Raw genomic sequence first — 22,665 nt, 5'->3', positions numbered from 1 at the left:
GGAACGCGCCCGGACTGCCCCTTCGGCCCTGTCCAGTTGGACTTCGTCTTCGACGAGCGGCTGCCCGAGGAGCCCGAGCCGGTCGAACCGCCCGGCGGCACGGTCGTCCGCGCGGCGACGCCGGAGCTGGTCGAGCCCTGACCGCGGTCAGAGCGCGGCGGCGCCGTGTTCCCGGAGGGTCTGGTCGTACTGCTGGAGGACCCACAGTTCGTTCTGCACGGCGGCCAGCTGGGCCGGGTCGCCCTGGGCGCCGAGGCGGGTGAGCCGGCCCGTGATGTCGCGGATGCGACGTTCGACGGCCCGGCGGCGGACGGTCACCAACTGGGCGCCCGCGTACACCTCGTCGACTCCCTTCACGCCCTTGTGCAGCATGATCGCCTCGACGGCCAGCTCCGTCACCATCGCGCGGACCGTGTCGTCCGGGGCTGCCTCGCGGACCTTGACCAGGTAGTCCTGGGGGTCGGCCACGCCCGGTTCGGCGCCGCCCGCGTCCTGGATGGCCTGTCGGACGGCGGCGTAGGGCGGGGCGGTGAACTCGTCCACGCCGTACGCGTCGAAGGCCGGGGAGACCAACTCAGGGCGCTGGAGGGCGAGTTTGAGGAGCTCCCGCTCGGTGGCGAAGACCGGGTTGCGGAGGTTCAGGGCCGGGCCGCGCGAGGCGGCCGGCTGGGGCGGGCCGGCGTACCGCTGCCCTTGGTGCTGCCGCTCCGGGGCCGGCCCCTTGCCGCCGCGGTCGCGGGCCCAGCGGGCCAGCTGGGCGACACGCTTGACCACGAACTGGGTGTCGAGGATGCCGAGCATGCCGGCGAGCTGGACGGCGACCTCGTGCTGGGCGCCGCTGTTCTTGATGCGGGCGACGACCGGGGCGGCCTCGTCCAGTGCGGCCGCGCGGCCCGCCGGGGTGTCGAGATCGTAGCGGCCGACGATCTGGCGCAGGGCGAACTCGAAGAGCGGGGTGCGGGGTTCGACGAGGTCGGCGACGGCCTCGTCGCCCTTGGCGAGGCGCAGGTCGCAGGGGTCCATGCCGTCCGGGGCGATGGCGATGTACGTCTCGGCGGCGAACTTCTGGTCGTCCTCGAAGGCGCGCAGGGCCGCCTTCTGGCCGGCGGCGTCGCCGTCGAAGGTGAAGATGACCCGGGCCGAGCCGTTGTCCATCAGCAGCCGGCGGAGGATCTTGATGTGGTCGCCGCCGAAGGCGGTGCCGCAGGTGGCGATGGCGGTCGTGACGCCGGCGAGGTGACAGGCCATGACGTCCGTGTAGCCCTCGACGACGACCGCGCGGGACGCCTTGGCGATGTCCTTCTTCGCCAGGTCGATGCCGTAGAGGACCTGGGACTTCTTGTAGATCGCCGTGTCGGGCGTGTTGAGGTACTTGGGGCCGTTGTCCGCCTCGTGGAGCTTGCGGGCGCCGAAGCCGACGACGTCGCCGCCGATGTCGCGGATGGGCCACATCAGGCGGCCGCGGAAGCGGTCGATGGGGCCGCGCCGGCCCTCCTGGGAGAGGCCGGAGAGGATCAGTTCCTTGTCGGTGAAGCCCTTGCCGCGCAGGTAGCGGGTGAGGTGGTCCCAGCCCTGGGGGCTGTAGCCGACGGAGAAGTGCTGGGCGGCGGCCTGGTCGAAGCCGCGCTCGGCGAGGAACTGACGGCCGGTGTCGGCCTCCGGGCTGGTCGCGAGCTGTTCCATGTACCAGTCGGCGGCGACCTTGTGGGCCTCGACCAGTCGGATCCGCTCGCCGCGCTGGTGGGAGGGGTTGTAGCCGCCCTCCTCGTAGCGCAGGGTGATGCCCGCCTGGCCGGCCAGGCGCTCGACCGCCTCCGAGAAGGAGAGGTGGTCGATCTTCATCACGAACGTGATGGTGTCGCCGCCCTCCTGGCAGCCGAAGCAGTGGAAGAACCCCTTGCTCGGGCTGACCTGGAAGGACGGGGACTTCTCGTCGTGGAACGGGCACAGACCCTTGAGGTTTCCGCCGCCCGCGTTGCGCAGCTGGAGGTACTCGGACACCACGGCGTCGATCGGGACCGCGTCCCGTACCGCCTTCACGTCCTCGTCGTTGATCCGTCCTGCCACGAGGTGATTCTACGGGGCCGAACTGACACTCCTGGGGCGAGACGGCTCTCCGGCCGGGGGTGCGGGGGCTGCCCCCGGGATGTGCGGCACGGGGCGGACCGGCACTCCCGACGGCTATGAGGCGAGGCCGTCCAGCGGCACGCGCGGGTCGGCGAGCGCCTCGGCGTCGACCAGGGCTTTCGAACGGATCAAGCGCTGGATCTTGTCTGTGACGTCCCACACGTTCACGTTCATCCCGGCCAGCACCCGGCCTTCCTTCACCCAGAACGCGATGAACTCCCGCTTGCCGGCGTCCCCGCGGATCACCACCTGGTCGTAGCTGCCCGCGGGCGCCCAGCCGGAGTACTCCATGCCCAGGTCGTACTGGTCGGAGAAGAAATAGGGCACCCGGTCGTACGTCACGTCCCGGTCCAGCATGGCGCGGGCGGCGGCCGGGCCGCCGTTCAGCGCGTTGGCCCAGTGCTCCACCCGCAGACCGGCCCCGAAGAGGGCGTGGTGGAAGGAGGCCACGTCGCCGGCCGCGTAGATGTCGGGGTCGGAGGTGCGCAACCGCTCGTCGACCACGACGCCACCGCCCCGCGCCCGGTCGGCGATCTCCAGCCCGGCCGCCTCCGCGAGAGCGACCCGCGGGGCGGCGCCGATCGCGGCCAGCACGTCGTGCGCCGGGTGTTCCTCACCGTCGTCGGTGCGGGCCGCGAGGACCATGCCGTCCTGGCCGACGATCTCCGTCAGCCGCCTGCCGAAGTGGAAACGCACGCCGTGCTCACGGTGCAGCTCGGCGAAGAGCTGGCCGAGCTCCGGGCCCAGCACGCCGTGCAACGGGGTCGGCCCGTGTTCGACGACCGTGACCTCCGCGCCGTACTCGCGGGCCGCCGCCGCGACCTCCAGGCCGATCCAGCCGGCGCCGGCGATGACGAGGTGGCCGTTGTCCCGGCCGAGGTTGGCCAGGACGTGCTTGAGGCGCTCGGCGTGGGCGAGGCGGCGCAGGTGGTGCACACCCGCCAGGTCCGTGCCCGGGACGTCGAGGCGGCGGGGCTCGGCGCCGGTCGCCAGGAGCAGCTTGTCGTAGCGGACGAGGGTGCCGTCCTCGCCGAAGCGGACCGTCTTCGCCGTCCGGTCGATCGCGTCGACGGTCTGGCCGAGGTGCAGCTCGATGTCGTGGGCCGCGTACCAGGCGGGCTCGTGCACGAAGACGCTGTCGCGTTCCTCCTTGCCGAGGAGGTAGCCCTTGGACAGGGGCGGGCGCTCGTAGGGGTGGTCGCGTTCGTCGCAGATCAGTATCACGCGGCCGGTGAAACCCTCCGCGCGGAGCGTCTCGGCCGCCTTGGCGCCGGCCAGTCCGCCTCCGATGATGACGAATGTCTGATCCGCGTCGACCACGTGATGCCTCCTACGGGGGTCTGGGGGTGTCTCCCCAGAAAACACAGCGGGTGTCGCCACTTGCGAGCCTCCCGCACGGAGCGTGATGCGGGAAGAGGGAGTGACCCGATCAGGCCACGGAGGGTCACATTCGGGGGTGCTCGCGTCCCGCCCGCCGCGTCAGTCTCGTCCCCGCCCCGTCAGGCGGGCGTGAAGCGAGCGGGCGGAGGGGTCGGTGAGGGAGGCGATCTGGTCGACGATCACCCGCTTGCGCGCCCTGTCGTCCGCCGCCCGGCCGAACAGGGAGCGGAACTGCGGGTCCAGGCCGTCCGGGGCGCGGGCGGTGAGCGCCTCGGCCAGCTCGGCGACGATGATCCGCTGGTCGGCGCGCAGCCGCTCCTGCTCGGCGCGCTGCATGACGTAGAGGTCGGCGACGGCCTTGAGGACGGCGCACTCCATGCGGGTCTCGCGCGGGACGACCAGTTCGGCGGCGTACCGGGTGAGCCGTCCGGCGCCGTACGCGGTGCGGGTCGCGGTCTCGGCGGCGAGGCAGAAGCGGCCGATGAGCTGGCTGGTGGCGTCCTTGAGGCGGGCCTGGGCGACGGCGGTGCCGTCGTAGCCGTGCGGCCACCACTCCTGGGCGAGGAGCCGGTCCAGGGCCTCGGCGAGTTCCGCGGGGTCGGTGTCGGCGGGGACGTACCGGCCCCGGGCGACCTGGATGACGTCCCGGCGTTCGGGGTCGGCGTGCAGGCAGTTGGGGTCGATGTGGCCGGCGTGCAGGCCGTCCTCCACGTCGTGCACCGAGTAGGCCACGTCGTCGGACCAGTCCATGACCTGCGCCTCGAAGCAGGTGCGGGTGCCGGGGGCGTCCTTGCGGAGCCAGTCGAAGACCGGGCGGTCGTCCTCGTAGACGCCGAACTTGCCGGAGGCCGGGTCGGTGGGGTGGGCGCCGCGGGGCCAGGGGTACTTGGTGGCGGCGTCGAGGGCGGCGCGGGTGAGGTTGAGGCCGACGGAGCCCTCCGGGGTGAACCGTTTGGGCTCGATGCGGGTGAGGAGTCTGAGCGACTGGGCGTTGCCCTCGAAGCCGCCGCAGTCGGCCGCGAACTCGTTGAGGGCCTGTTCGCCGTTGTGCCCGAAGGGAGGGTGGCCCAGGTCGTGCGAGAGGCAGGCGGCTTCCACGAGGTCCGGGTCGCAGCCGAGGGCCGCGCCCAGCTCCCGGCCGACCTGGGCGCATTCGAGGGAGTGGGTGAGGCGGGTGCGGGGGCTGGCGTCCCAGGCGGGGCCCAGGGTGCCGGGCGTCACCACTTGCGTCTTGCCGGCCAGTCTTCTCAGGGCGGCGCTGTGCAGGACCCTGGCCCGGTCGCGCTGGAAGGCCGTGCGGCCGGGGCGTTTGTCGGGTTCCGGGGCCCAGCGGTCGACTGACGTCGGGTCGTAGGCCGTGGGGTTCGTCGCGGTGCCTGCCATGGGTCGACAGTACGGGCATGGGCGTGCTGTCCGCCTGAGCGTGTGCCGGGATCGGTGGTGTGGCAGGTGCGGGCCGGTCAGGACTGATCGCGCGGTTCCCCGCGCCCCTGGGGAACCACGCCGCCCGGGCTTCAGGCCGACGCCAGTTCCGGCATGGCAGCCGGCCTCGCCAGCGTCTCGTCGTAGCGGTGGAGGAGGAGCTTGGCCATCGCCGGGTGCGTGCCCAGGGGGGCCGCCGCTATCCAGGGGGCCTTCCGGGCACACTCCGTGGCGAAGCGGCCGGGGGCCGTGAAGTAGGACGCCAGGGCTATGTGGTGGCGGCCGCGGGCGAGGAGGGTGCGGACGGCCGTGGGGACCGTGGGGGTCGCCGCGGAGGCGTAGGCCGGGATGACGGGGACGCCGAGGCGGGCCGCCAGGAGGTGGGCCGTGCGGGCGGTGTCCGTCTTCGCGTGCGGGTCGCGCGAGCCCGCCGCGGCGAGGACCACCGCGCTGGTGCGGCGGGGTGTCGTGCCCCAGCCGGCCTCCGTCAGACGGGCCTGGAGCGCGTCGACCAGCAGGGTGTGAGGACCCAGCGGTGCTGCGAGGTGGGTGCGGGCCGGGGAGGCCGCGGCCATCTCGGGGATGTCCTGCTTGACGTGGTAGCCGCGGCTGAGGAGGAGGGGGACGAGGACCGCCTCCCTGTCACCGAGGGCGGCGAGCGTGTCGGGGAGCAGGGGGGCGTTGAGTTCGATGTGGCCCAGGTGCACCGGCACGTCGGGGCGCAGCGCCCGGACGCGGTCGAGGAGCGCGCTCACGGTGCTCAGCGCGCGGGGGTCGCGGCTGCCGTGGGCCACGACCACGAGGGCGGGCGGGGCCGGGCGGCGCGTGGCGGGCGGCGGGACGAGGCTGAGCTGACGGGGCATGCACCGATGGTCGCGGCGCCACGTTGCCTTCCCGTTGCGTGGGCGTCACGGGTGTTTTCCGGCGGTTCACGATGCGGGACGGGGGGTGTGTGAGGTGGCTTCACCTGCGGTTTCCTTGAATCGAGTGAAGCTGGTCACGCGGACGCGGATGAACCGGGCGGCCCGGGAGGACGTCCCTGACTGTCGAGAGGCCGACCTGGGGAGGGACCGTCCGATGCGTCGTGTGGCGTTCCGGGGACCGCGGCTGCCGCGTACGCGGCGGGGGCAGCGCAGGCTGGTACAGGCGGTGATGGCCGGGTGCGTGCTCGCGCTGCTTCCGGCGACGTGGATGTACACCGTGGCGGGTGACCGGCTGCGCACGGCGGCGGACGTGCCGCGTACCGATGTGGCCGTGGTGTTCGGCGCCGGACTGTGGGACGGGGAGCCCTCGCCGTATCTCGCGCACCGGCTGGACGCGGCGGCGAGGCTGTACCGGGCGGGGCGGGTCGAGGTGGTGCTCGTCACCGGGGACAACAGCCGTGAGGACTACGACGAGCCGGACGCGATGCGCGTGTACCTGACGCGGCACGGGGTGCCCGACGGGCGCATCGTCAGCGACTACGCCGGGTTCGACACCTGGGACTCCTGCGTGCGCGCGAAGAAGATCTTCGGGGTGGACGAGGCCGTGCTGATCAGCCAGGGCTTCCACATCCGGCGTGCGGTGGCGCTGTGCGAGGCGGCGGGGGTCACCTCCTACGGGGTCGGGGTGGACGCGGTACACGACGCGACCTGGTACTACGGGGGCGCCCGGGAGGTCCTCGCCGCCGGGAAGGCCGCTGTGGACGCGGTGTTCCGGCCGGATCCCCGGTTCCTCGGCCCCAGGGAGCCGGGGGTGGAGAGGGCCTTGGCGACAGCCGAAGGCCCTCTCGGTTGACCGGGCCGGCGTCAGCGTCCGTGGAAGCGCGGGGGGCGCTTCTCCAGGAACGCCGTCATCCCCTCCTTCTGGTCGTCGGTGGCGAACAGGGCGTGGAAGACGCGGCGTTCGAAGCGGACACCGTCGCGCAGGCCGGTTTCGAGGGCCCGGTCGACACACTCTCGGGCCGCCCTGACCGCCGCGCTGCCGTAGGAGGCGATCGCCGCCGCCGCTTCGAGGGCCTCGGGCAGGACCCGGTCGTCCGGGACCACGCGGGAGACGAGACCGCAGCGTCCAGCCTCCCGCGCGTCCATGGTGCGGCCGGTGAGGACCAGGTCCATCGCCTTGGCCCGGCCGACGAGTCGGGTCAGCCGCTGGGTGCCGCCGATGCCGGGGATGACGCCCAGTTTGATCTCGGGCTGCCCGAAGACGGCCGACTCCCCCGCGACGACGAGATCGCACATCATCGCCAGCTCGCAACCGCCGCCGAGCGCATGGCCGTTGACGGCAGCGATCTTCGGGGTGCGGAGGTCCGCGAACTCCTCCCAGGCGGCGAAGTAGTCCTCGGCCGCCATGTCGACGGCCGACTTTCCGGCCATCTCCTTGATGTCGGCGCCCGCCGCGAAGACGGTGTCCGAGCCGGTGACGACGAGGCAGCCGACCTCGGGGTCCGCGTCCAGCGGGCGTGTGATGTCGAGGAGTTCGGACAGCAGCTCCGAACTGAGCGCGTTGCGTACGTGCGGGCGGTGCAGACGTACGGTCACCACCCGGCCGTCGCGCTCCAGCTTCAGGTTGTTCATCGACATCCCTTTCTACGAGTCCCAGATCGCGCCGTACGCCGGGATGCCCCGCCGTTCCAGGCCGTGGACCACCTGCCAGGTCAGCTTCTTGTTGGAGATGCAGATGACCGCTTCGGCGCCGAATTCCCGGTGGGCCTCGTGGGCGAGGCGCACCATGTCGGGTTTGCCGTGCCGGGAGGTGTCCCAGATCAGGGCGTCCGGCTGGACGGCGAGGATCTCGTCGACCAGGGCGTCGCCGTAGGTCGCGCGCGGGTCGCGGGTCGCCCAGACCAGCCGGGAGGGCACCTGGGCGGCGAGCAGATGGGGCAGGCAGGGGCCGATGCCGCTGCCGGTGGCGACGTAGACCACCTTCGTGAAGAGGACCTCGATGTTGGCGACGCCGGCCGTGGTGATGCCCTTGACCCACACCCGCTCGGGCAGGTCGTCGATGAAGGAGCCGGTCCAGTCGCCGGCCCGGGAGACCGTGAGCCGGAAGCCGGACTCGCCGGGGGTGGGGACGTTGGCGAAGGAGTGCCATTCCCTCAGCGGGTTGCGGCTGATCGCGGTGGAGGAACCGGCGAAGGGTGTCTCGCCGTGGTCGAAGCGGGCCAGCACCACGTGGGAGGAGGGGCGTTCGAGGTGGACGTCCACCTTGCGCAGCCGCAGCCAGGGCAGGGCCACGCTGAAGGTGATCACGGCGAGCACGCCCACCTCCCAGGGGCCCGGTGACGACAGCAGTGTGTGCGCCCAGAACAGGCCCAGGGCCGTCCAGCCGCCGAAACGGTGGATCTTCTCGAAGTGGTCGTGGTGGCGGGAGCGGAAGGGCGGCAGGGCGGTGGCGATGACGAGTGCGAGGAGGGCGATCAGCGTCCAGCCGACGGCCAGGAGCGGGCCGTTCGGCGTCGTGATCGTCAGCGCCAGGAACCAGGCCGTGCCCGCCAGTGCCCCGCCGACGTGCAGTCCGCCGAAGTGGTACACCTTGCCCAGCGTCCAGCGGACCCGCAGCGGCCAGCTCGTGGGTGCCGAAGTCGCGAGCCGGAACAGCAGGTTGATGACGTACTGCTGGCGTACGACGACGGCCAGGGCGAGGTTGGCGAGGGCCGCGTGCCCGAGGGTGGGCGTGGCCAGCGGCCAAGCGGTCGCCGCGAAGAGCGCGTTGGCGAGCAGGACCAGGGCCGCCAGGCGGTTGTAGTGCATCAGGCGGGGGTGCTTGAGCAGGCGGCGGGGAGCGGGCAGGAGCGGCGGGAGCGCGCCGGTGGCCGGGTGGGGCCGGGGCGGGGACGTGGTCATGGTGCCACCGCCACGCGCTCCTCGATCATGTGCAGCAGCGCCTGTTTGTCGACCTTGCCGCGGTCGGTCTCGGGGAGGAAGGCCAGCGGCAGTACCTGCTCGGGAACGCAGTAGTACGGCAGGGCGTCCGCGACCGCGCGGCGGGCCGCGTCCGGGTCGACGTCCGCCGGGCAGACGAAGGAGACCAGGGTGCGGGCGTCGCGTTTCAGGGTGACGGCCCGGGTGCAGCCGGCGGCCGACTCCAGGACCGAGGAGACGGAGTCCAGCTCGACGCGGAAGCCGCGCACCTTGACCTGGTCGTCGGTGCGGCCGAGGTGCTCCAGCTCGCCGCCGGGGGTCCAGCGGCCGAGGTCGCGGGTGCGGAACATGCGGCGGCCGCCACCGAGGAACGGGTCGGGGGCGTAGCGCTCGGCGTTGAGGGTGTCGTCGCCGAGGTAGCCGGCGGAGACGCAGTCGCCGCCGGCCCACATCTCGCCCACCTCGCCGATCGGCAGGGGACGGCGGTCGGCGTCGAGGACGTAGACCGTGTTGTTGGGGGTGGGGCGGCCGATGGTGAGCACCGGGGCGGACGGGTCGTGGCGGCTCATGGTGTTGACGATCGTCGTCTCCGTGGGGCCGCAGCCGTTGAAGAAGGCGGCCCGCCGGGCCCACCGGTCGGCCAGCGGGCGCGGGCAGGGCTCCCCCGCGACGGCGACCGTGCGCACCCGCGGGCAGGCGGCCGGGTCGAGGCCGGACAGCACGGTCGGGGTCGCGACGAGCACGTCCGCCGTGCGGGCCGCCGCGGCGAGGTCCCTGCCGCGGATGACGAGCGTGCCGCCCTGGGTGAGGCAGCCGAGGATCTCCCAGGCGGCCATGTCGAAGGCGATGTTGAGGAGCTGGGCGACGCGGTCGCCGGGCCGGACGCCGAGACCGCCCGGGGCGGTGAGCAGGAGGTTGGCGACGTTGCGGTGGGTGACCTTCACTCCGTTGGGGCGGCCGGTGGTGCCGGAGGTGAACAGCACGTAAGCGCCGTCGTCGCCGGTGACGCGGACGCGCGGGGCCGGGGCGTACGGCAGCGGCTCGTCGAGCGCGAGCAGCAGATGACCGTCCGGGAGCGGCACGCGGGGGGCGTGTTCGGCGACCGTGAGGACGACCCGGGTGCGGGCCGTGCGGATGACGTGGGTGAGCTGGGCCGGGGGCGCGAGGCCGATGTCCTGCGGGACGTAGGCGGCGCCGGCCTTCAGGATGCCGAGCAGGCCGACCAGCATCGGGATCGAGCGGCGGACGAACAGGCCGACGTGGTCGCCGGGGCGGACGCCCTCACGGACCAGCCGGGCGGCGAGGGCGCCGGCGTACCGGTCGAGCTCGCCGTAGGTGATGCGGGCGCCCTGGTGCTCGGCGGCCACGGCGTGCGGGCGGGCCGTGGAGTGCCGGGCGACGGCGTGGTGCAGGAGCGGGTCGGGCACGGGGACGGTGGGACCGCGGCCGTACTGCCCAAAGAGCCGCTGGTCGTGGGGGGTCAAGTGGCGCAGAGGCATGGTCGGGTGGCCTCCTGGCTGTTTCGAGGTCGGATTGCCACCCGCGGCGGTGCCGCGGGTGGATGCAGCCGTGAGCGGTGGGCATGCCCGGGTGTCGAACGCCGTGCGGAGTCGTGCGAGCGCTGCGCGTAGCGAGAGCGTAGTGCGGCTGCTTCAACACTCAACTAGGTCGGACCGGCCAAGAAAGGAACGCAATGAGCCACATGTGCTGTTTCTCGTCCCACGGGCAACGTCCGTGCCGGTCGGCGACGACCTGAAGGAGGGCGGGCCTGTGCCTCGCCGGGCGGCGGGCTCGTGCCTCACGCGGGCGGGGCGGTGGCGGGGAGGTTGCCGTCCCGGCCGCGTAACAGGGAACCGTCCCGGGCGTAACACGGCCGACGCACGCTGAACGGCATGCAGAACACCGCGACGCCCACGCACTGCCCGTACTGCGCCCTGCAGTGCGGGATGAACCTGACGCCCGCGCCGGACGGGACCGTCGAGGTGAGCGAGCGTGCGGATTTCCCGGTGAACCGGGGCGCGCTGTGCGGCAAGGGCCGTACGGCTCCGGCGGTGCTCGCCCGCACCGTCCGGCTGACCTCCCCGTTGGTCCGCGACGAGGGCGGCACGCTGGTGCCCGCCTCCTGGGACCAGGCGCTGCACCGGATCGCCGAGGGGCTGGGGCGCACGCGCGCGGAGCACGGGCCGGACGCGGTCGGGGTGTTCGGCGGGGGCGGGCTGACGAACGAGAAGGCGTACACCCTCGGCAAGTTCGCGCGGGTCGTGCTCGGCACGTCCCAGATCGACTACAACGGGCGTTTCTGCATGTCGTCGGCGGCGGCCGCCGGCATCAAGGCGTTCGGTCTCGACCGGGGGCTGCCCTTCCCGCTGGAGGACATCCCGAAGTCCGGCTGCGTGATCCTCGTCGGGTCGAACCTCGCGGAGACCATGCCGCCGTCGCTGCGGTTCCTCACCGAGCTGAAGGAGAACGGCGGGACACTCATCGTGATCGACCCGCGCCGCACCAGGACCGCCGAGCAGGCGGACCTGCACCTGGCGCCGCGGCCGGGCACGGATCTGGCCCTCGCCCTGGGCCTGCTGCACCTGGTGATCGCCGAGGGGCGGGTGGACGAGGAGTACGTGCGGGAGCGCACGGCCGGCTGGGAGGACGCGCGGGCGGCGGCGATGGCGCACTGGCCGGAGTACGTGGAGCGGATCACGGGGGTGTCCGTTCCCCAACTCCGCGAGGTGGTGAGACTGTTCTGCGAGCCGGAGTCGGCGATGGTGCTCACCGCCCGGGGGCCCGAGCAGCAGTCCAAGGGCACGGACACCGTGGGCGCGTGGATCAACCTGTGCCTGGCGACCGGCCGGGCGGGCCGCCCGCTGTCCGGGTACGGCTGCCTGACCGGGCAGGGCAACGGGCAGGGCGGGCGCGAACACGGGCAGAAGGCCGACCAGTTGCCGGGCTACCGCAAGCTCGACGACCCGGCCGCGCGGGCGCATGTCGCCGAGGTGTGGGGTGTCGACCCGGACAGCCTCCCCGGGCCGGGGCGCAGCGCGTACGAGCTGCTGGACGCGCTGGGCGGCGACATCCGGTCGCTGCTGCTGATGGCGTCCAACCCGGTGGTGTCGGCGCCGCGGGCCGCGCACATCGAGGAGCGCATCAGGTCGCTGGACTTCCTGGCGGTCTGCGACGTGGTGCTGTCGGAGACGGCGGCGCTCGCGGACGTGGTCCTGCCGGTCACCCAGTGGGCCGAGGAGACGGGCACGACGACCAACCTGGAGGGCAGGGTCCTGCTGCGGCAGCGGGCGATCACCCCGCCCGACGGGGTCCGCAGTGACCTGGAGGTCCTCCACGAACTGGCCGCCCGCCTGGGCGTGGAGAAGGGCTTCCCGACGGATCCGGAGGAGGTCTTCGAGGAACTGCGCCGGGCCTCGGCGGGCGGGGCGGCCGACTACTCGGGGATCACGTACCGGAGGCTGGTCGAGGAGGACGGGGTGTTCTGGCCGTGTCCGGCCGCCGTGGAGGCGGTGGACGCGGGCGACGACCCCGCCCGCGAGACCCCTGCCGCGCACCCTGGCACGCCCCGCCTCTTCCTCGACCGCTTCGCCACGCCGGACGGCCGGGCGCGGTTCGTGCCCGTCTCGCACCGGCCGATCGCCGAGGAACCGGACGACGAGTACCCCGTGCTGCTCACCACCGGGCGGGTCGTGGCGCAGTACCAGTCCGGGGCGCAGACCCGGCGCGTGGCGGAGTTGAACGCCGCCGCGCCCGGGCCGTTCGTGGAACTGCACCCGAGGCTGGCGGCGCGGCTGGGGGCGGCCGAGGGGGATCCGGTCGCCGTCGTGTCGCGGCGGGGCCGGGCCGTGGCGCCCGCGAGGATCACGAACGCCATCCGGCCCGACACCGTCTTCATGCCCTTCCACTGGCCGGGCGAGGGCCGCGCCAACACCCTCACCAACCCGGCGCTCGACCCGACGTCCCGGATGCCGGAGTTCAAGGCGTGCGCGGTGCGGCTGGAGGCCGTCGAGAGGTAGGGGTCAGCGCACCGCGACCGCCTTCCAGGCCGCCGCGACCGCCTTCCGCTCCGTGCTGTCGCCGCCGTAGAGGTCCTTCGCCGCGAGGTCGGCGGCCTTCGAGGCGGTCACCTTGAGGGTGACGCTCGCCAGGGAGAGGGCGGACCTCGTCGCACGGCTCGTGCCGCGGTAGGTGCCGTCCGGGTTCAGGTGGAGCACGAAGTCGCCGCCGAGGACGGGGAGTCGGTGGTGGGTGCGGTCGTGGCGGACGTGCCGGGTGCCGTCCTCGTCGACGACGACGTCCCGGATCTGCGTCTCCTGGGCGGACGTGAGGCCAAGGGCCCCGGCCCGGTCCGCGAGCACCGCCTCGGCGTCCTCGATCGCGCCCGGCCCGGTCGGCCGGTCCGCCGCGCCGGCGGCCGGGGAGAGGACGGCGGCCGGCAGGGCGGTGGTGCCGGTGACGGCCGCACCGGCGAGGGCGAGACGGGAACCGCGGACATGACGTATCCGACTCATCGGTCTCCTTGTACGGGCGCACCCGGTCGCGTGGAGTCGACCGGGGGCGGCGTTGATGTCGACCGCGAGTCGAGGCGGCGCGGCATGGCATGTCCATAGCCCCGCTGTGCAGGTGTGTGAGGGTGCAGAATCGTTCCTGTGACCCTGCCCTTCTTCGTCTACGGCACCCTCCGTCCGGGGGAGGTCAATCACGACCTCCTGCTGCGTGGCCGCACCCGTTCCGAGGAACCGGCCCGGCTCGCGGACGCGGTGCTGTACCAGGGGCCGGGCTATCCGTACGCGGTCGAGGAACCGGGCGGCGGCCCGGTCAGCGGCGAGCTGGTCACCGCGCTGCCCGAGGCGTACCAAGGGCTGCTCGCCGAGCTGGACCGGCTGGAGGAGTACGTGCCGGGCGATCCGCGCAGTCTGTACGTGCGCGTCGAGCGGAGGGCCGTACGGGAGGCCGACGGAGCGGCCGTCCGGGCCTGGGTGTACGTGGCCGCGCCCGCCGTGGCCACGCGGCTGCGGGCCCGGGGGGAGACGATCGCGAGCGGGGACTGGCGGACGCGGGTGTGAGGGTGCGCGCGTTTCGCGTGCACGCGGGTGTGGAGCCACGCGTTTCGCGTGCACGCGGGCCGGAGGGTGCGCGCGTTCGGGTGCGAGAGAGGCGAGCCGGCGGCCGGCGTACCGGAAGCGGACTCAGCCGCCGTACGGTCGCCTGTCTCGGGCCTCTCGCAACGCCCGTCCCCACCAGACCAGTTGGTCCAGCATGGCCTTCGCCGCCGCGTTCGGGCCGGACGGGTCACGCAGGACGCCACGGTCGTCGAAGGAGGCGCCGGCGTTGTGGAAGGAGACGGTGTCGCGGACGGTCACGGCGTGGAGCTCGGCGAAGACCTGACGGAGGTGCTCGGCGGCACGCAGGCCGCCGGACAGTCCGCCGTAGGAGACGAGGGCGACGGGCTTGGCCTGCCACTCGGTGAAGTGCCAGTCGACGAGGTTTTTCAGGCCCGCCGGGAAGGAGTGGTTGTACTCGGGGGTGAGGACCACGAAGGCGTCCGCGCGGGCCAGTTTCGGGGTGATGCGGGACAGCGCGGCGGTCGCCTCCGGTGTCGGTTCGAGGGACATCGGCAGTGTGGCCTCGGCGACGTCCACGACTTCGGCGACCAGGTCGTCCCGGTCCCGGATGCGGCCGAGGAGCCAGTCGGCGACGACGGGGCCGAAGCGGCCGTGCCGGTTGCTGCCCACGACGAGGGTCAGTCGGAGCGGGTCGGTCGCGGTCTGCCGGGCGGCTGAGTCGGTAGCGGTTGTGTTCATGCGGTTCAGCCTCGTACCTCAACCAGACTTGAGGTCAAGCACCGGCGTGCGCATCCGGTGTCACCCGTTCACACGCGCTCCCCGCGCTTTTCCGCAACCCCGTCCACCGAACCCTCGTGACCTGCCGAAACGACCGCCAGCGCGGGCCGGCCCCGCAGCCCCCGACACCCATTCACCCCAATTCTGACGCTCCCTCAGCAAGCGCGGCCGTGCCGCTGCCCGTTACCTCGGAAGGGCAGGCGCACGACCGAACCGCCCAGGGAGCATCGATGCGACGCACCGCCCGGCCGCTGACCGCCACCGCGTTCGCCGTCGCCGCCGCGGCTCTCGCCGCGGCCCCCGCGCACGGCGCGTCCGCCGATGACCTGGAGGTGTCCCCGGCCTCGGTCGTGCCCGGCGGTCAGGTCACGGTGCGCACGTCGGCCTGCGGCGACGGCGGCCCGGCCACGGGCGACGCCGGCGCGGTCGGGGCCGGTTCCCTCAGCCTGGCGCCGGACGCGCACGGGCAGGACGCGACCGGTCGGTTCAGGGTGCCGCCGAGTGCGCAGCCGGGCACGTACGAGATCACCGCGACCTGTTCCGGCAGTGGCCGGCGGATCACCGGGGACCTGGTGGTCACGCTGACGTCGGTGCGCGGTCAGGTGCATCCCCGGGGAAGTGTGAAGACGGGGGTCGGCGGCGCCCTGGGCCCCGACCCCGTGCGGACCGCGGCCGGTGTGGCGGCTCTCGCCGTCGCCGCCGCGGGCGGTACCTGGCTCCTGCATCGCCGGGCGAGAGGTGACGGGATCTGACGGACACCCTCCGCTGTCCGTCGCCGGTACCGCACGTCCCCTCCCCTCCGGGTCCGACGCCCCTCGCGGCCCGGAGGGGGCACGGGGTGGCACTCCCGGACCATCGAGGGAGATCAGGAAGTGGGTCGGCTATGCGCAGGTTCCCGCACGGCATCAGGTTCGGCAGCCCGGCCGACGCCGCCATGGCGGCCGTGACGGTGTTCGCCCTGTGCTCGGGGGCGTGGCTGCTGCGCGACGGCGCCGCGACACACGCCCCGCCGCAGCCGTCCGCCGCGCAGGCCCGGACCGGGCTGGACGGCCGTACCGCTGAGCGGCCCGCCGCGCCCGCGCTGCCACCCTCGCCGCCCGGCCGCATCCGCATCCCGGCGATCCGGGTGAACGCCCCGCTGACCGGCCTCGGCCTGACGAGGACCGGCAGTCTCGGCGTACCGCCCGCCGCGGACGACAACCTCGCCGGCTGGTACGAGGCCGGCACCACCCCCGGCGAGCGGGGCACCGCGATCGTCGCCGGCCACGTCGACAACGCCGACGGGCCCGCCGTCTTCTACCGCCTCGGCGCCCTGGCAAGGGGCAGCACGATCGAGGTGGACCGGCGGGACGGCGGCGTCGCGGTGTTCACCGTGGACGCCGTCGAGGTGTACACCGCGGAGGACTTCCCCGACGAGACGGTCTACGGCGCCGCCCCCCGTCCCGAGCTGCGGGTCATCACCTGCGGCGGCGGCTACTCACACGGCACCGGATACCAGGGGAACGTCGTCGTCTTCGCGCACCTGACCGGCAGCCGGTGACGCTCCCAGGACGTTGGCCCTCCCCCAGGCCCCCAGCGGCTCCAGCGCCTCGTTCAGGGACACGCCCCGCGGTGTCAGCGAGTACTCCACGCGGGGCGGCACCTCGTCGTACGCCTCACGGTGCACCAGGCCGTCGGCCTCCATCTCCCGCAGGTGCGAGGCGAGCACCTTCTCGGTGACGCCCGGCAGTTCGCGGCGCAGTTCCCCGAAGCGGCACGGCCGCTCGTTCAGCGCCCAGAGGATCAGCACCTTCCACTTGCCGCCGATCACGTCCATCGCCGCGTCGATCCCGCACACGTACGCCCCCGGCCGCCGCCCTGTCGTCCCCATGCCGCTCCGCCCCCTTCCGCTGCCTGCATCCTTCCCCCGGGGTAACCACCCACTTCGAAGTACGTACTTGAGCGGGCGCTTCCCCACGACGAGCCTAAACGCCATGACTGACACCCCAGTTGACTCCTCCCGTACCCCTGTCGCTCTTCTCGGCACCGGGGCCATGGGCACCGCCCTGGCCCGCGTCTGGCTGGCCGCCGGGCACGAGGTGACCGTCTGGAACCGCACCGCCGCCCGGGCCGAGCCCCTCGCCGCCGAGGGCGCCACGGTCGCCCGGACCGCCGCGGAGGCGGTGGCCGCGCACCGCCTCGTGATCGTCTGCCTGCTCGACGACGCCTCCGTGGGCGAGGCCCTCGACGGCGCCGATCTGGCCGGGCGGGACCTGGTGAACCTCACCACCGGCACCCCGGCCCAGGGCCGTGCGCGCGCCGCCTGGGCCGAGGCGCGCGGCGCGCGTTTCCTGGACGCGGGGATCATGGCCATTCCGCCGATGATCGGCGTTCCGGACTCCGGCGGCTACGTCTTCTACAGCGGCTCCCCCGAGCTGTTCGAGGAGCACCGCGACACCCTCGCCGTCCCGGCCGGCACCCGCTACGTCGGGACCGATCCGGGGTTCGCCGCGCTGCACGACGTGGCGCTGCTGAGCGCGATGAGCGGCATGTTCGCGGGCATCACCCACGCCTTCGCCCTGATCGGCCAGGAGGACATCGCCCCGAAGGACTTCGCACCGCTGCTCGTCGACTGGCTGACCGCGATGGCCCCGGCCGCGCACCACAGCGCCGACCGGTTGGAGAGCGGCGATTACACCGAGGGCGTCGTCTCCAACCTCGCGATGCAGGTCGCGGGCAACGCCACCCTGCTGCGCACGGCCGAGGAACAGCGGGTCAGCCCGGAACTGCTGACGCCGTACATGGAGCTGATGGAGCGCCGGCTCGCGCAGGGGCACGGGGACGAGGACCAAACGGGCATGGTCGAACTGCTGGACCTGCGTAAGCGCTAGGCCAGCCACTGCTCGTACGCCATGTTCGCCACCAGGGCGAAGACGACCGTCAGCAGCACGATCCGGACGAAACCGCTGCCCCGCTTCAGGGCGGTGTGGGCGCCGAGGGTGCCGCCCGCGAGGTTGAAGAGGGCCATCAGGGCGGCCAGTTGCCACAGGACCGCGCCCTGCCAGGCGAAGGTGGCCAGCGCTCCCGCGTTGGTGCAGCAGTTGACGATCTTCGCGGTGGCGGAGGCGGTGACGAGGTCGAGGTGGAGGACGGCGGTGAGCGCGAGGACCAGGAAGGTGCCGGTGCCGGGGCCGATCAGACCGTCGTAGAAGCCGATGCCGAGGCCGGCGAGGCCGATCGCGGCGAGGATCCGGCGCCGGGTGGCCGGTCCGGTCGCGGGGGCCGTGCCGAAGGCGGGCCTCAGGATCACGAAGGCGGCGACCCCCAGCAGCACCACCATGATCACCGGCTTGAGGACGTCGGTGCTCATGCCGGCCGCGAAGAACGCCCCGGCGGAGGATCCGGCGAGGGCGGCCAGCCCGATGCGGACGGCGGTGCGGACGTCCACAGGGGCCTTGCGGGCGTATGTCACAGCCGCGCCCGTGGTTCCGACGATGGCGACGGCCTTGTTGGTGCCCAGCGCGTGCGCGGCGGGTGTGTTCGCCGGCAGTCCGAGCAGCAGCACCGGCAGCAGCAGGAGGCCGCCCCCGCCGACCACGGCGTCGATCCAGCCGGCGGCGAGGGCCGCGACGCAGAGCAGGACGATCACGGTCAGCGATATGTCGGGCATGATCGCGACCCTATGCGAGGCCGTCGCGACGCCGGTACGACGCACCTCACAGCCCGCCGTCACCGCACTTCAGGAACCCTCACACTCACCGCCCCGCCTCGCTGAGGGCAGCGTTCCCCGCGGGAAACAGAGGTGATGCTGCCGGGTAACACCGGCACCGCAAGGTCGAGGACATGACCTCGAATGAGCGTGTGGTGGTGATCGGCACCGGCCTCGCGGGCGTACGGCTCGCCCGGCGGCTCGGCGAGCTCGGCACGCCCGCGCTGCTGATCGGTGAGGAGGAGCACCGGCCCTACAACCGGGTGCTGCTCGCCGAGGTGCTGGCCGGACGGTACAGCCCCGAGGTGATCGCCCTCCCGGCACCGGCGCGGATCATGCGTGGCCGGGTCGTCGGTGTCGACCGCGCACAGCGGACCGTCACCTGCGCGGACGGGACGGTGATCGCATACGACCGGCTCGTCCTCGCGACCGGATCCAACCCCGTACTGCCGCCGCTGCGCGGGCTGTTCACCGAGAATCACGAACTGCCCGAGGGTGTCCACGCCTTCCGCACCATGGACGACTGCCTGGGCCTGTCGAAGGCGGTCCGGCCGGGGGCGAGGGCCGTCGTGGTCGGCGGCGGGCTCCTCGGGGTCTCCGCGGCCCGGGCGCTCGCCCTGCGCGGCGCCCAGGTGGTGCTCGCCCAGCAGTCCGAACGGCTGATGGAGCGCCAGCTCGACCCGTCCGCGTCGAAGCTCGTCAAGCGGCACCTGACCGACCTGGGCGTCGAGGTGCACACCGAGTGCCGCGTGCGGGACGTGCGCTGCGTCGGCGGCGCGGTCCGCTCCGTGGAGATGGCCGACGGCTACGCGCTCGACGCCGATCTGGTGGTCGTCGCCTGCGGTGTCCGCCCCCGGGCCGGTCTCGCGCAGGCCGCGGGACTCGACGTCCGCAAGGGCGTGGTCGTCGACGACGAGCTGCGCACCTCCGACCCGTACATCCACGCCGTCGGCGACTGTGCCCAGCACGCCGGCGTGCTCTACGGACTCGCCACTCCCGCGCTCGAACAGGCCGACGCGCTCGCCGCGCTGCTGGCCGGTGACACGACCGCCCGGTACACCGGCACGCGGTCGCTGACGCGGCTCACGCTCACGGGGCACGACAGTCCCTTCGACCTCGCCGCGTTCGGCGAGACCGAGGCGCTCCCGGGCGACGACGTCGTCCAGCTCGCCGACGCCACCCGCGGCACCTACCGCAAGGTCGTCGTCCGCGACGACCGCCTGGTCGGCGGGGTCCTCGTCGGCGAACTCGGCACCGTCGGCGCGCTCGCCCGCGCCTGGGAGGGAGCAGAGCCGCTCCCCTCCGACGGCGGTCCTCTGCTCCACCTGCTCACCAACGATGGAGGCTCCTGATGACGGCCACCCTGGGGGCGAACCCCACGATCGTGCTCGTCGGCCACGGCATGGTCGGCCAGCGCTTCCTCGAAGCGCTCGCCGAGCGCGGCCTGACCGCCACGCACCGCGTGGTCGTACTCTGCGAGGAGCCGCGCCCGGCCTACGACCGCGTCGCCCTGACCTCGTACTTCTCGGGCAAGACCCCGGACGACCTGTCCATGACGGATCTGGCGTTCATCGAGGACCACGGCATCGAGCTGCACATCGGCGACCCGGCGACCGCCGTCGACCGTGAGGCCCGCAGGGTCACCGCGCGCTCCGGTCTCGTCGTGGACTACGACGTGCTCGTCCTGGCCACCGGCTCGTACCCGTTCGTGCCGCCGGTCCCGGGCAAGGACGCCGAGGGCTGTTTCGTCTACCGCACGATCGAGGACCTGCTCGCGATCGAGGAGTACGCCAAGAGCAAGGCCCGGGTGGGTGCCGTGGTCGGTGGCGGTCTGCTCGGGCTGGAGGCCGCGGGGGCGCTGAAGGGCCTCGGACTCACCTCCCACATCGTGGAGTTCGCGCCCCGGCTGATGCCCGTCCAGGTGGACGACGGCGGCGGTGCCGCGCTGCTGCGCACCATCGAGGAGATGGGCCTGAGCGTCCACACGGGTGTGGGCACGCAGGAGATCCTGGTCGACTCCGAGGGCGCCGTCACCGGCATGAAGCTCTCCGACGGCTCCGAACTGGCCGCCGACATGGTGGTGTTCTCCGCCGGTGTGCGCCCCCGCGACCAGCTGGCCCGCGACTGCGGACTGACGGTCGGCGAGCGCGGCGGCATCACGGTCGACGAGCAGTGCCGTACGGTCTCCGACCCGCACGTCTTCGCGATCGGCGAGTGCGCGCTGGCGGCGGACGGCCGGGTGTACGGCCTGGTCGCTCCCGGCTACGAGCAGGCCGAGACGGCGGCGGCCACGATCGCCTCGGACGAGGCGTCCTTCACCGGCGCCGACCTGTCCACCAAGCTGAAGCTGCTCGGCGTGGACGTGGCGTCCTTCGGTGACGCGCACGGCACCGCCGAGGACTGCCTGGACGTCGTCTACTCCGACTCCCGGGCGGGCCTGTACAAGAAGCTGGTCATCGGCCGTGACGGCACGCTGCTGGGCGGCATCCTGGTCGGTGACGCGGAGGCGTACGGCACGCTGAAGGCGTTCACCGGCTCGGTCCCGCCGGTCTCGCCCGAGTCGCTGGTGCTGCCCGCCGGCGCCGGGGAGTCCGTCCAGCTCGGCCCGTCCGCGCTGCCGGACGACGCGATCGTCTGCTCCTGCCACAACGTCTCCAAGGGCACGATCCGCGGCGCGGTCACCGACCACCAGTGCACGACCGTGCCCGAGGTGAAGAAGTGCACCAAGGCCGGCACCGGCTGCGGCTCCTGCGTCAAGGTCCTCGGCCAGCTCGTCAACGCCGAGCTGGAGGCCAGCGGAGTCGAGGTCGACAAGGGCCTGTGCGGCTGCTTCTCGCAGACCCGTGAGGAGCTCTACGAGATCGTCCTCGCGCTGCGCATCACGAGCTACCAGGACCTGCTGGACCGCTACGGCCGCGAGGAGGCCCGGGGCGGTGACGGCTGCGAGACCTGCAAGCCGACCGTCGGTTCGATCATCGCCTCCCTCGCCCCGACGATCGGAGCGAGCGGCTACGTCCTGGACGGCGAGCAGGCGGCGCTGCAGGACACCAACGACCACTTCCTGGCCAACCTGCAGAAGAACGGCTCGTACTCGGTCGTGCCGCGGATCCCCGGCGGCGAGATCGCCCCGGAGAAGCTCATCGTGATCGGCGAGATCGCCCGCGACTTCGGCCTCTACACGAAGATCACCGGCGGTCAGCGCATCGACATGTTCGGCGCGCGCGTCGAGCAGCTGCCGCTGATCTGGGCCAGGCTGGTGGACGCCGGCTTCGAGTCCGGCCACGCCTACGGCAAGTCGCTGCGCACGGTGAAGTCCTGCGTCGGCCAGACCTGGTGCCGCTACGGCGTCCAGGACTCCGTGCGGATGGCGATCGACCTGGAGCTGCGCTACCGGGGCCTGCGCTCCCCGCACAAGCTGAAGTCGGCGGTCTCCGGCTGCCAGCGCGAGTGCGCCGAGGCCCAGTCGAAGGACTTCGGCGTGATCGCCACCGCGAGCGGCTGGAACCTCTACGTCGGCGGCAACGGCGGCGCGACCCCTCGCCACGCGGATCTGCTCGCGCAGGACCTGTCGGACGCCGAGCTGGTGCGGCTGATCGACCGGTTCCTGATGTTCTACATCCGCACGGCCGACCGCCTGGAGCGCACCTCCACCTGGCTGGAGCGGATCCCCGGCGGCCTGGATCACGTGCGGGACGTCGTCGTGCACGACTCGCTCGGCATCTGCGACGAGCTGGAGCAGCTGATGCGGGCGCATGTCGCGCACTACCGCGACGAGTGGGCCGAGACCGTCAACGACCCCGAGAAGCTCGCCCGGTTCGTGTCCTTCGTGAACGCCCCGGACACCCCGGACCCGGTTGTCGCCTTCGTGCCCGAGCGCGACCAGATGAAGCCCGACCTGCCGCTGCTGTCCATCGGCATGCGACCCGCCGCTGACGTACTGGAAGGAAGCGCCCAGCGATGACCCTGGCACCCGAGACCACCGACCTCAAGATCGAAATCGCCCTGGACGGAGACTGGTTCACGGTTTGCGACCTGAGCACGCTGCTGCCGGGCCGCGGGGTGGCCGCACTGCTGCCGGACGGCCGGCAGGCCGCGATCTTCCGTGACCGCTCCGGCGATCTGTTCGCCATCGACAACCGCGACCCCTTCACCGGCGCGGCGGTCCTCTCCCGGGGCCTCACCGGCACCCACCAGGGCCGCCCCTTCGTGGCCTCCCCCCTCCTCAAGCAGCGCTTCGACCTGGCGTCCGGCCAGTGCCTGGACGACGAGACGGTCCGGGTGACGGTGTACCAGGTGCGGATCGCGTAGTCGGCCGCCTGAGAGCACCCCTCCTCGCGGAGGGGTGTTTTCCGTGCCCGTCTGG

19 protein-coding genes and 1 pseudogene are annotated in these 22,665 nt (G+C 72.9%); 9 read left to right on the top strand and 11 right to left on the bottom strand.

Annotated elements, in window-relative coordinates:
* Positions 1-147 precede the first annotated feature (147 nt).
* From dnaG to ACIQHQ_RS02805, 4 genes are all read right to left on the bottom strand, one after another.
* Complete coding sequence (dnaG, locus tag ACIQHQ_RS02820) at positions 148-2,067, bottom strand: DNA primase (protein ID WP_402609409.1); 1,920 nt, start codon at positions 2,065-2,067, stop codon at positions 148-150.
* Between the two features lie 114 nt (positions 2,068-2,181).
* Entirely contained in the window at positions 2,182-3,447 is a 1,266-nt protein-coding gene (locus ACIQHQ_RS02815) for an NAD(P)/FAD-dependent oxidoreductase (protein ID WP_402609407.1), read from the bottom strand.
* Positions 3,448-3,606: 159 nt separating this feature from the next.
* Positions 3,607-4,890 carry a deoxyguanosinetriphosphate triphosphohydrolase gene (locus ACIQHQ_RS02810; RefSeq protein WP_402609405.1) on the bottom strand — a complete coding sequence of 428 codons (1,284 nt, stop codon included), beginning with the start codon at positions 4,888-4,890 and terminating at the stop codon, positions 3,607-3,609.
* Between the two features lie 131 nt (positions 4,891-5,021).
* The gene (locus ACIQHQ_RS02805; RefSeq protein ID WP_402609403.1) at positions 5,022-5,792 is read right to left on the bottom strand and encodes a sirohydrochlorin chelatase; all 771 of its coding nucleotides are present in this window, start codon (positions 5,790-5,792) and stop codon (positions 5,022-5,024) included.
* 214 nt (positions 5,793-6,006) lie between these two features.
* On the opposite strand from ACIQHQ_RS02805, the gene ACIQHQ_RS02800 reads away from it, so the two are divergent.
* Complete coding sequence (locus ACIQHQ_RS02800) at positions 6,007-6,705, top strand: vancomycin high temperature exclusion protein (RefSeq protein WP_402609401.1); 699 nt, start codon at positions 6,007-6,009, stop codon at positions 6,703-6,705.
* 11 nt (positions 6,706-6,716) lie between these two features.
* Here the strand turns inward: ACIQHQ_RS02800 and ACIQHQ_RS02795 are convergent, their stop codons facing one another.
* From ACIQHQ_RS02795 to ACIQHQ_RS02785, 3 genes are read right to left on the bottom strand one after another with little or no spacing between them, the layout of a single operon-like run.
* Positions 6,717-7,484 carry an enoyl-CoA hydratase-related protein gene (locus tag ACIQHQ_RS02795; protein ID WP_402609399.1) on the bottom strand — a complete coding sequence of 256 codons (768 nt, stop codon included), beginning with the start codon at positions 7,482-7,484 and terminating at the stop codon, positions 6,717-6,719.
* Positions 7,485-7,496: 12 nt separating this feature from the next.
* Positions 7,497-8,753 (bottom strand): hypothetical protein, encoded by a 1,257-nt coding sequence (locus tag ACIQHQ_RS02790; RefSeq protein WP_402609397.1) that lies wholly within the window; start codon positions 8,751-8,753, stop codon positions 7,497-7,499.
* A complete protein-coding gene (locus tag ACIQHQ_RS02785) occupies positions 8,750-10,270 on the bottom strand; it encodes an amino acid adenylation domain-containing protein (protein WP_402609395.1) in 1,521 nt (506 codons plus the stop codon). Before ACIQHQ_RS02785 ends, ACIQHQ_RS02790 begins: the two co-directional genes overlap by 4 nt.
* 393 nt (positions 10,271-10,663) lie before the next feature.
* Here ACIQHQ_RS02785 and ACIQHQ_RS02780 point away from each other — a divergent pair, with 393 nt between their 5' ends.
* On the top strand, positions 10,664-12,787 hold the full coding sequence (locus ACIQHQ_RS02780) for a molybdopterin oxidoreductase family protein (protein ID WP_402609393.1): 2,124 nt from the start codon (positions 10,664-10,666) through the stop codon (positions 12,785-12,787).
* Between the two features lie 69 nt (positions 12,788-12,856).
* Here ACIQHQ_RS02780 and ACIQHQ_RS02775 read toward each other — a convergent pair.
* A pseudogene (locus ACIQHQ_RS02775) lies at positions 12,857-13,282 on the bottom strand (peptidase M4 family protein); the annotation flags it as partial.
* A gap of 138 nt (positions 13,283-13,420) precedes the next feature.
* On the opposite strand from ACIQHQ_RS02775, the gene ACIQHQ_RS02770 reads away from it, so the two are divergent.
* Positions 13,421-13,837, top strand: coding sequence for a gamma-glutamylcyclotransferase family protein (locus ACIQHQ_RS02770; protein WP_402609391.1), 417 nt, complete (start codon positions 13,421-13,423; stop codon positions 13,835-13,837).
* A 123-nt stretch (positions 13,838-13,960) separates the two neighbouring features.
* Here ACIQHQ_RS02770 and ACIQHQ_RS02765 read toward each other — a convergent pair whose 3' ends face one another.
* The gene (locus ACIQHQ_RS02765; RefSeq protein WP_402609389.1) at positions 13,961-14,575 is read right to left on the bottom strand and encodes an NADPH-dependent FMN reductase; all 615 of its coding nucleotides are present in this window, start codon (positions 14,573-14,575) and stop codon (positions 13,961-13,963) included.
* Between the two features lie 269 nt (positions 14,576-14,844).
* On the opposite strand from ACIQHQ_RS02765, the gene ACIQHQ_RS02760 reads away from it, so the two are divergent.
* Together ACIQHQ_RS02760 and ACIQHQ_RS02755 are read left to right on the top strand one after the other, a co-directional pair.
* The gene (locus ACIQHQ_RS02760) at positions 14,845-15,366 is read left to right on the top strand and encodes a hypothetical protein (RefSeq protein WP_402609387.1); all 522 of its coding nucleotides are present in this window, start codon (positions 14,845-14,847) and stop codon (positions 15,364-15,366) included.
* Positions 15,367-15,497: 131 nt separating this feature from the next.
* Positions 15,498-16,154: a class F sortase gene (locus tag ACIQHQ_RS02755; protein ID WP_402609385.1), complete on the top strand. Its 657-nt coding sequence runs from the start codon at positions 15,498-15,500 to the stop codon at positions 16,152-16,154.
* On the opposite strand, the gene ACIQHQ_RS02750 is transcribed toward ACIQHQ_RS02755, so the two are convergent.
* On the bottom strand, positions 16,092-16,484 hold the full coding sequence (locus tag ACIQHQ_RS02750) for a winged helix-turn-helix transcriptional regulator (protein ID WP_402609383.1): 393 nt from the start codon (positions 16,482-16,484) through the stop codon (positions 16,092-16,094). The two genes, ACIQHQ_RS02755 and ACIQHQ_RS02750, sit on opposite strands and share 63 nt — an antisense overlap.
* Positions 16,485-16,587: 103 nt before the next feature.
* On the opposite strand from ACIQHQ_RS02750, the gene ACIQHQ_RS02745 reads away from it, so the two are divergent.
* Entirely contained in the window at positions 16,588-17,484 is an 897-nt protein-coding gene (locus ACIQHQ_RS02745; RefSeq protein WP_402609381.1) for an NAD(P)-dependent oxidoreductase, read from the top strand.
* On the opposite strand, the gene ACIQHQ_RS02740 is transcribed toward ACIQHQ_RS02745, so the two are convergent.
* A complete protein-coding gene (locus tag ACIQHQ_RS02740) occupies positions 17,481-18,263 on the bottom strand; it encodes a sulfite exporter TauE/SafE family protein (protein ID WP_402609379.1) in 783 nt (260 codons plus the stop codon). The genes ACIQHQ_RS02745 and ACIQHQ_RS02740 overlap by 4 nt on opposite strands.
* Before the next feature lie 173 nt (positions 18,264-18,436).
* Between ACIQHQ_RS02740 and ACIQHQ_RS02735 the strand changes: the two genes are divergently transcribed.
* From ACIQHQ_RS02735 to nirD, 3 genes are read left to right on the top strand one after another with little or no spacing between them, the layout of a single operon-like run.
* On the top strand, positions 18,437-19,654 hold the full coding sequence (locus ACIQHQ_RS02735; RefSeq protein WP_402609377.1) for an NAD(P)/FAD-dependent oxidoreductase: 1,218 nt from the start codon (positions 18,437-18,439) through the stop codon (positions 19,652-19,654).
* Positions 19,654-22,263, top strand: a complete 2,610-nt coding sequence (gene nirB, locus ACIQHQ_RS02730) for a nitrite reductase large subunit NirB (RefSeq protein WP_402609375.1) — start codon at positions 19,654-19,656, stop codon at positions 22,261-22,263. The genes ACIQHQ_RS02735 and nirB overlap by 1 nt, the downstream gene beginning before the upstream one ends.
* On the top strand, positions 22,260-22,610 hold the full coding sequence (gene nirD / locus ACIQHQ_RS02725; RefSeq protein ID WP_402609373.1) for a nitrite reductase small subunit NirD: 351 nt from the start codon (positions 22,260-22,262) through the stop codon (positions 22,608-22,610). The genes nirB and nirD overlap by 4 nt, the downstream gene beginning before the upstream one ends.
* Positions 22,611-22,665: the final 55 nt, after the last annotated feature.

Source organism: Streptomyces sp. NPDC092370, assembly GCF_044755265.1.
In the GTDB taxonomy this organism is placed as follows: Bacteria; Actinomycetota; Actinomycetes; order Streptomycetales; family Streptomycetaceae; genus Streptomyces.
This window is presented reverse-complemented; position numbering and strand designations above follow the sequence as displayed.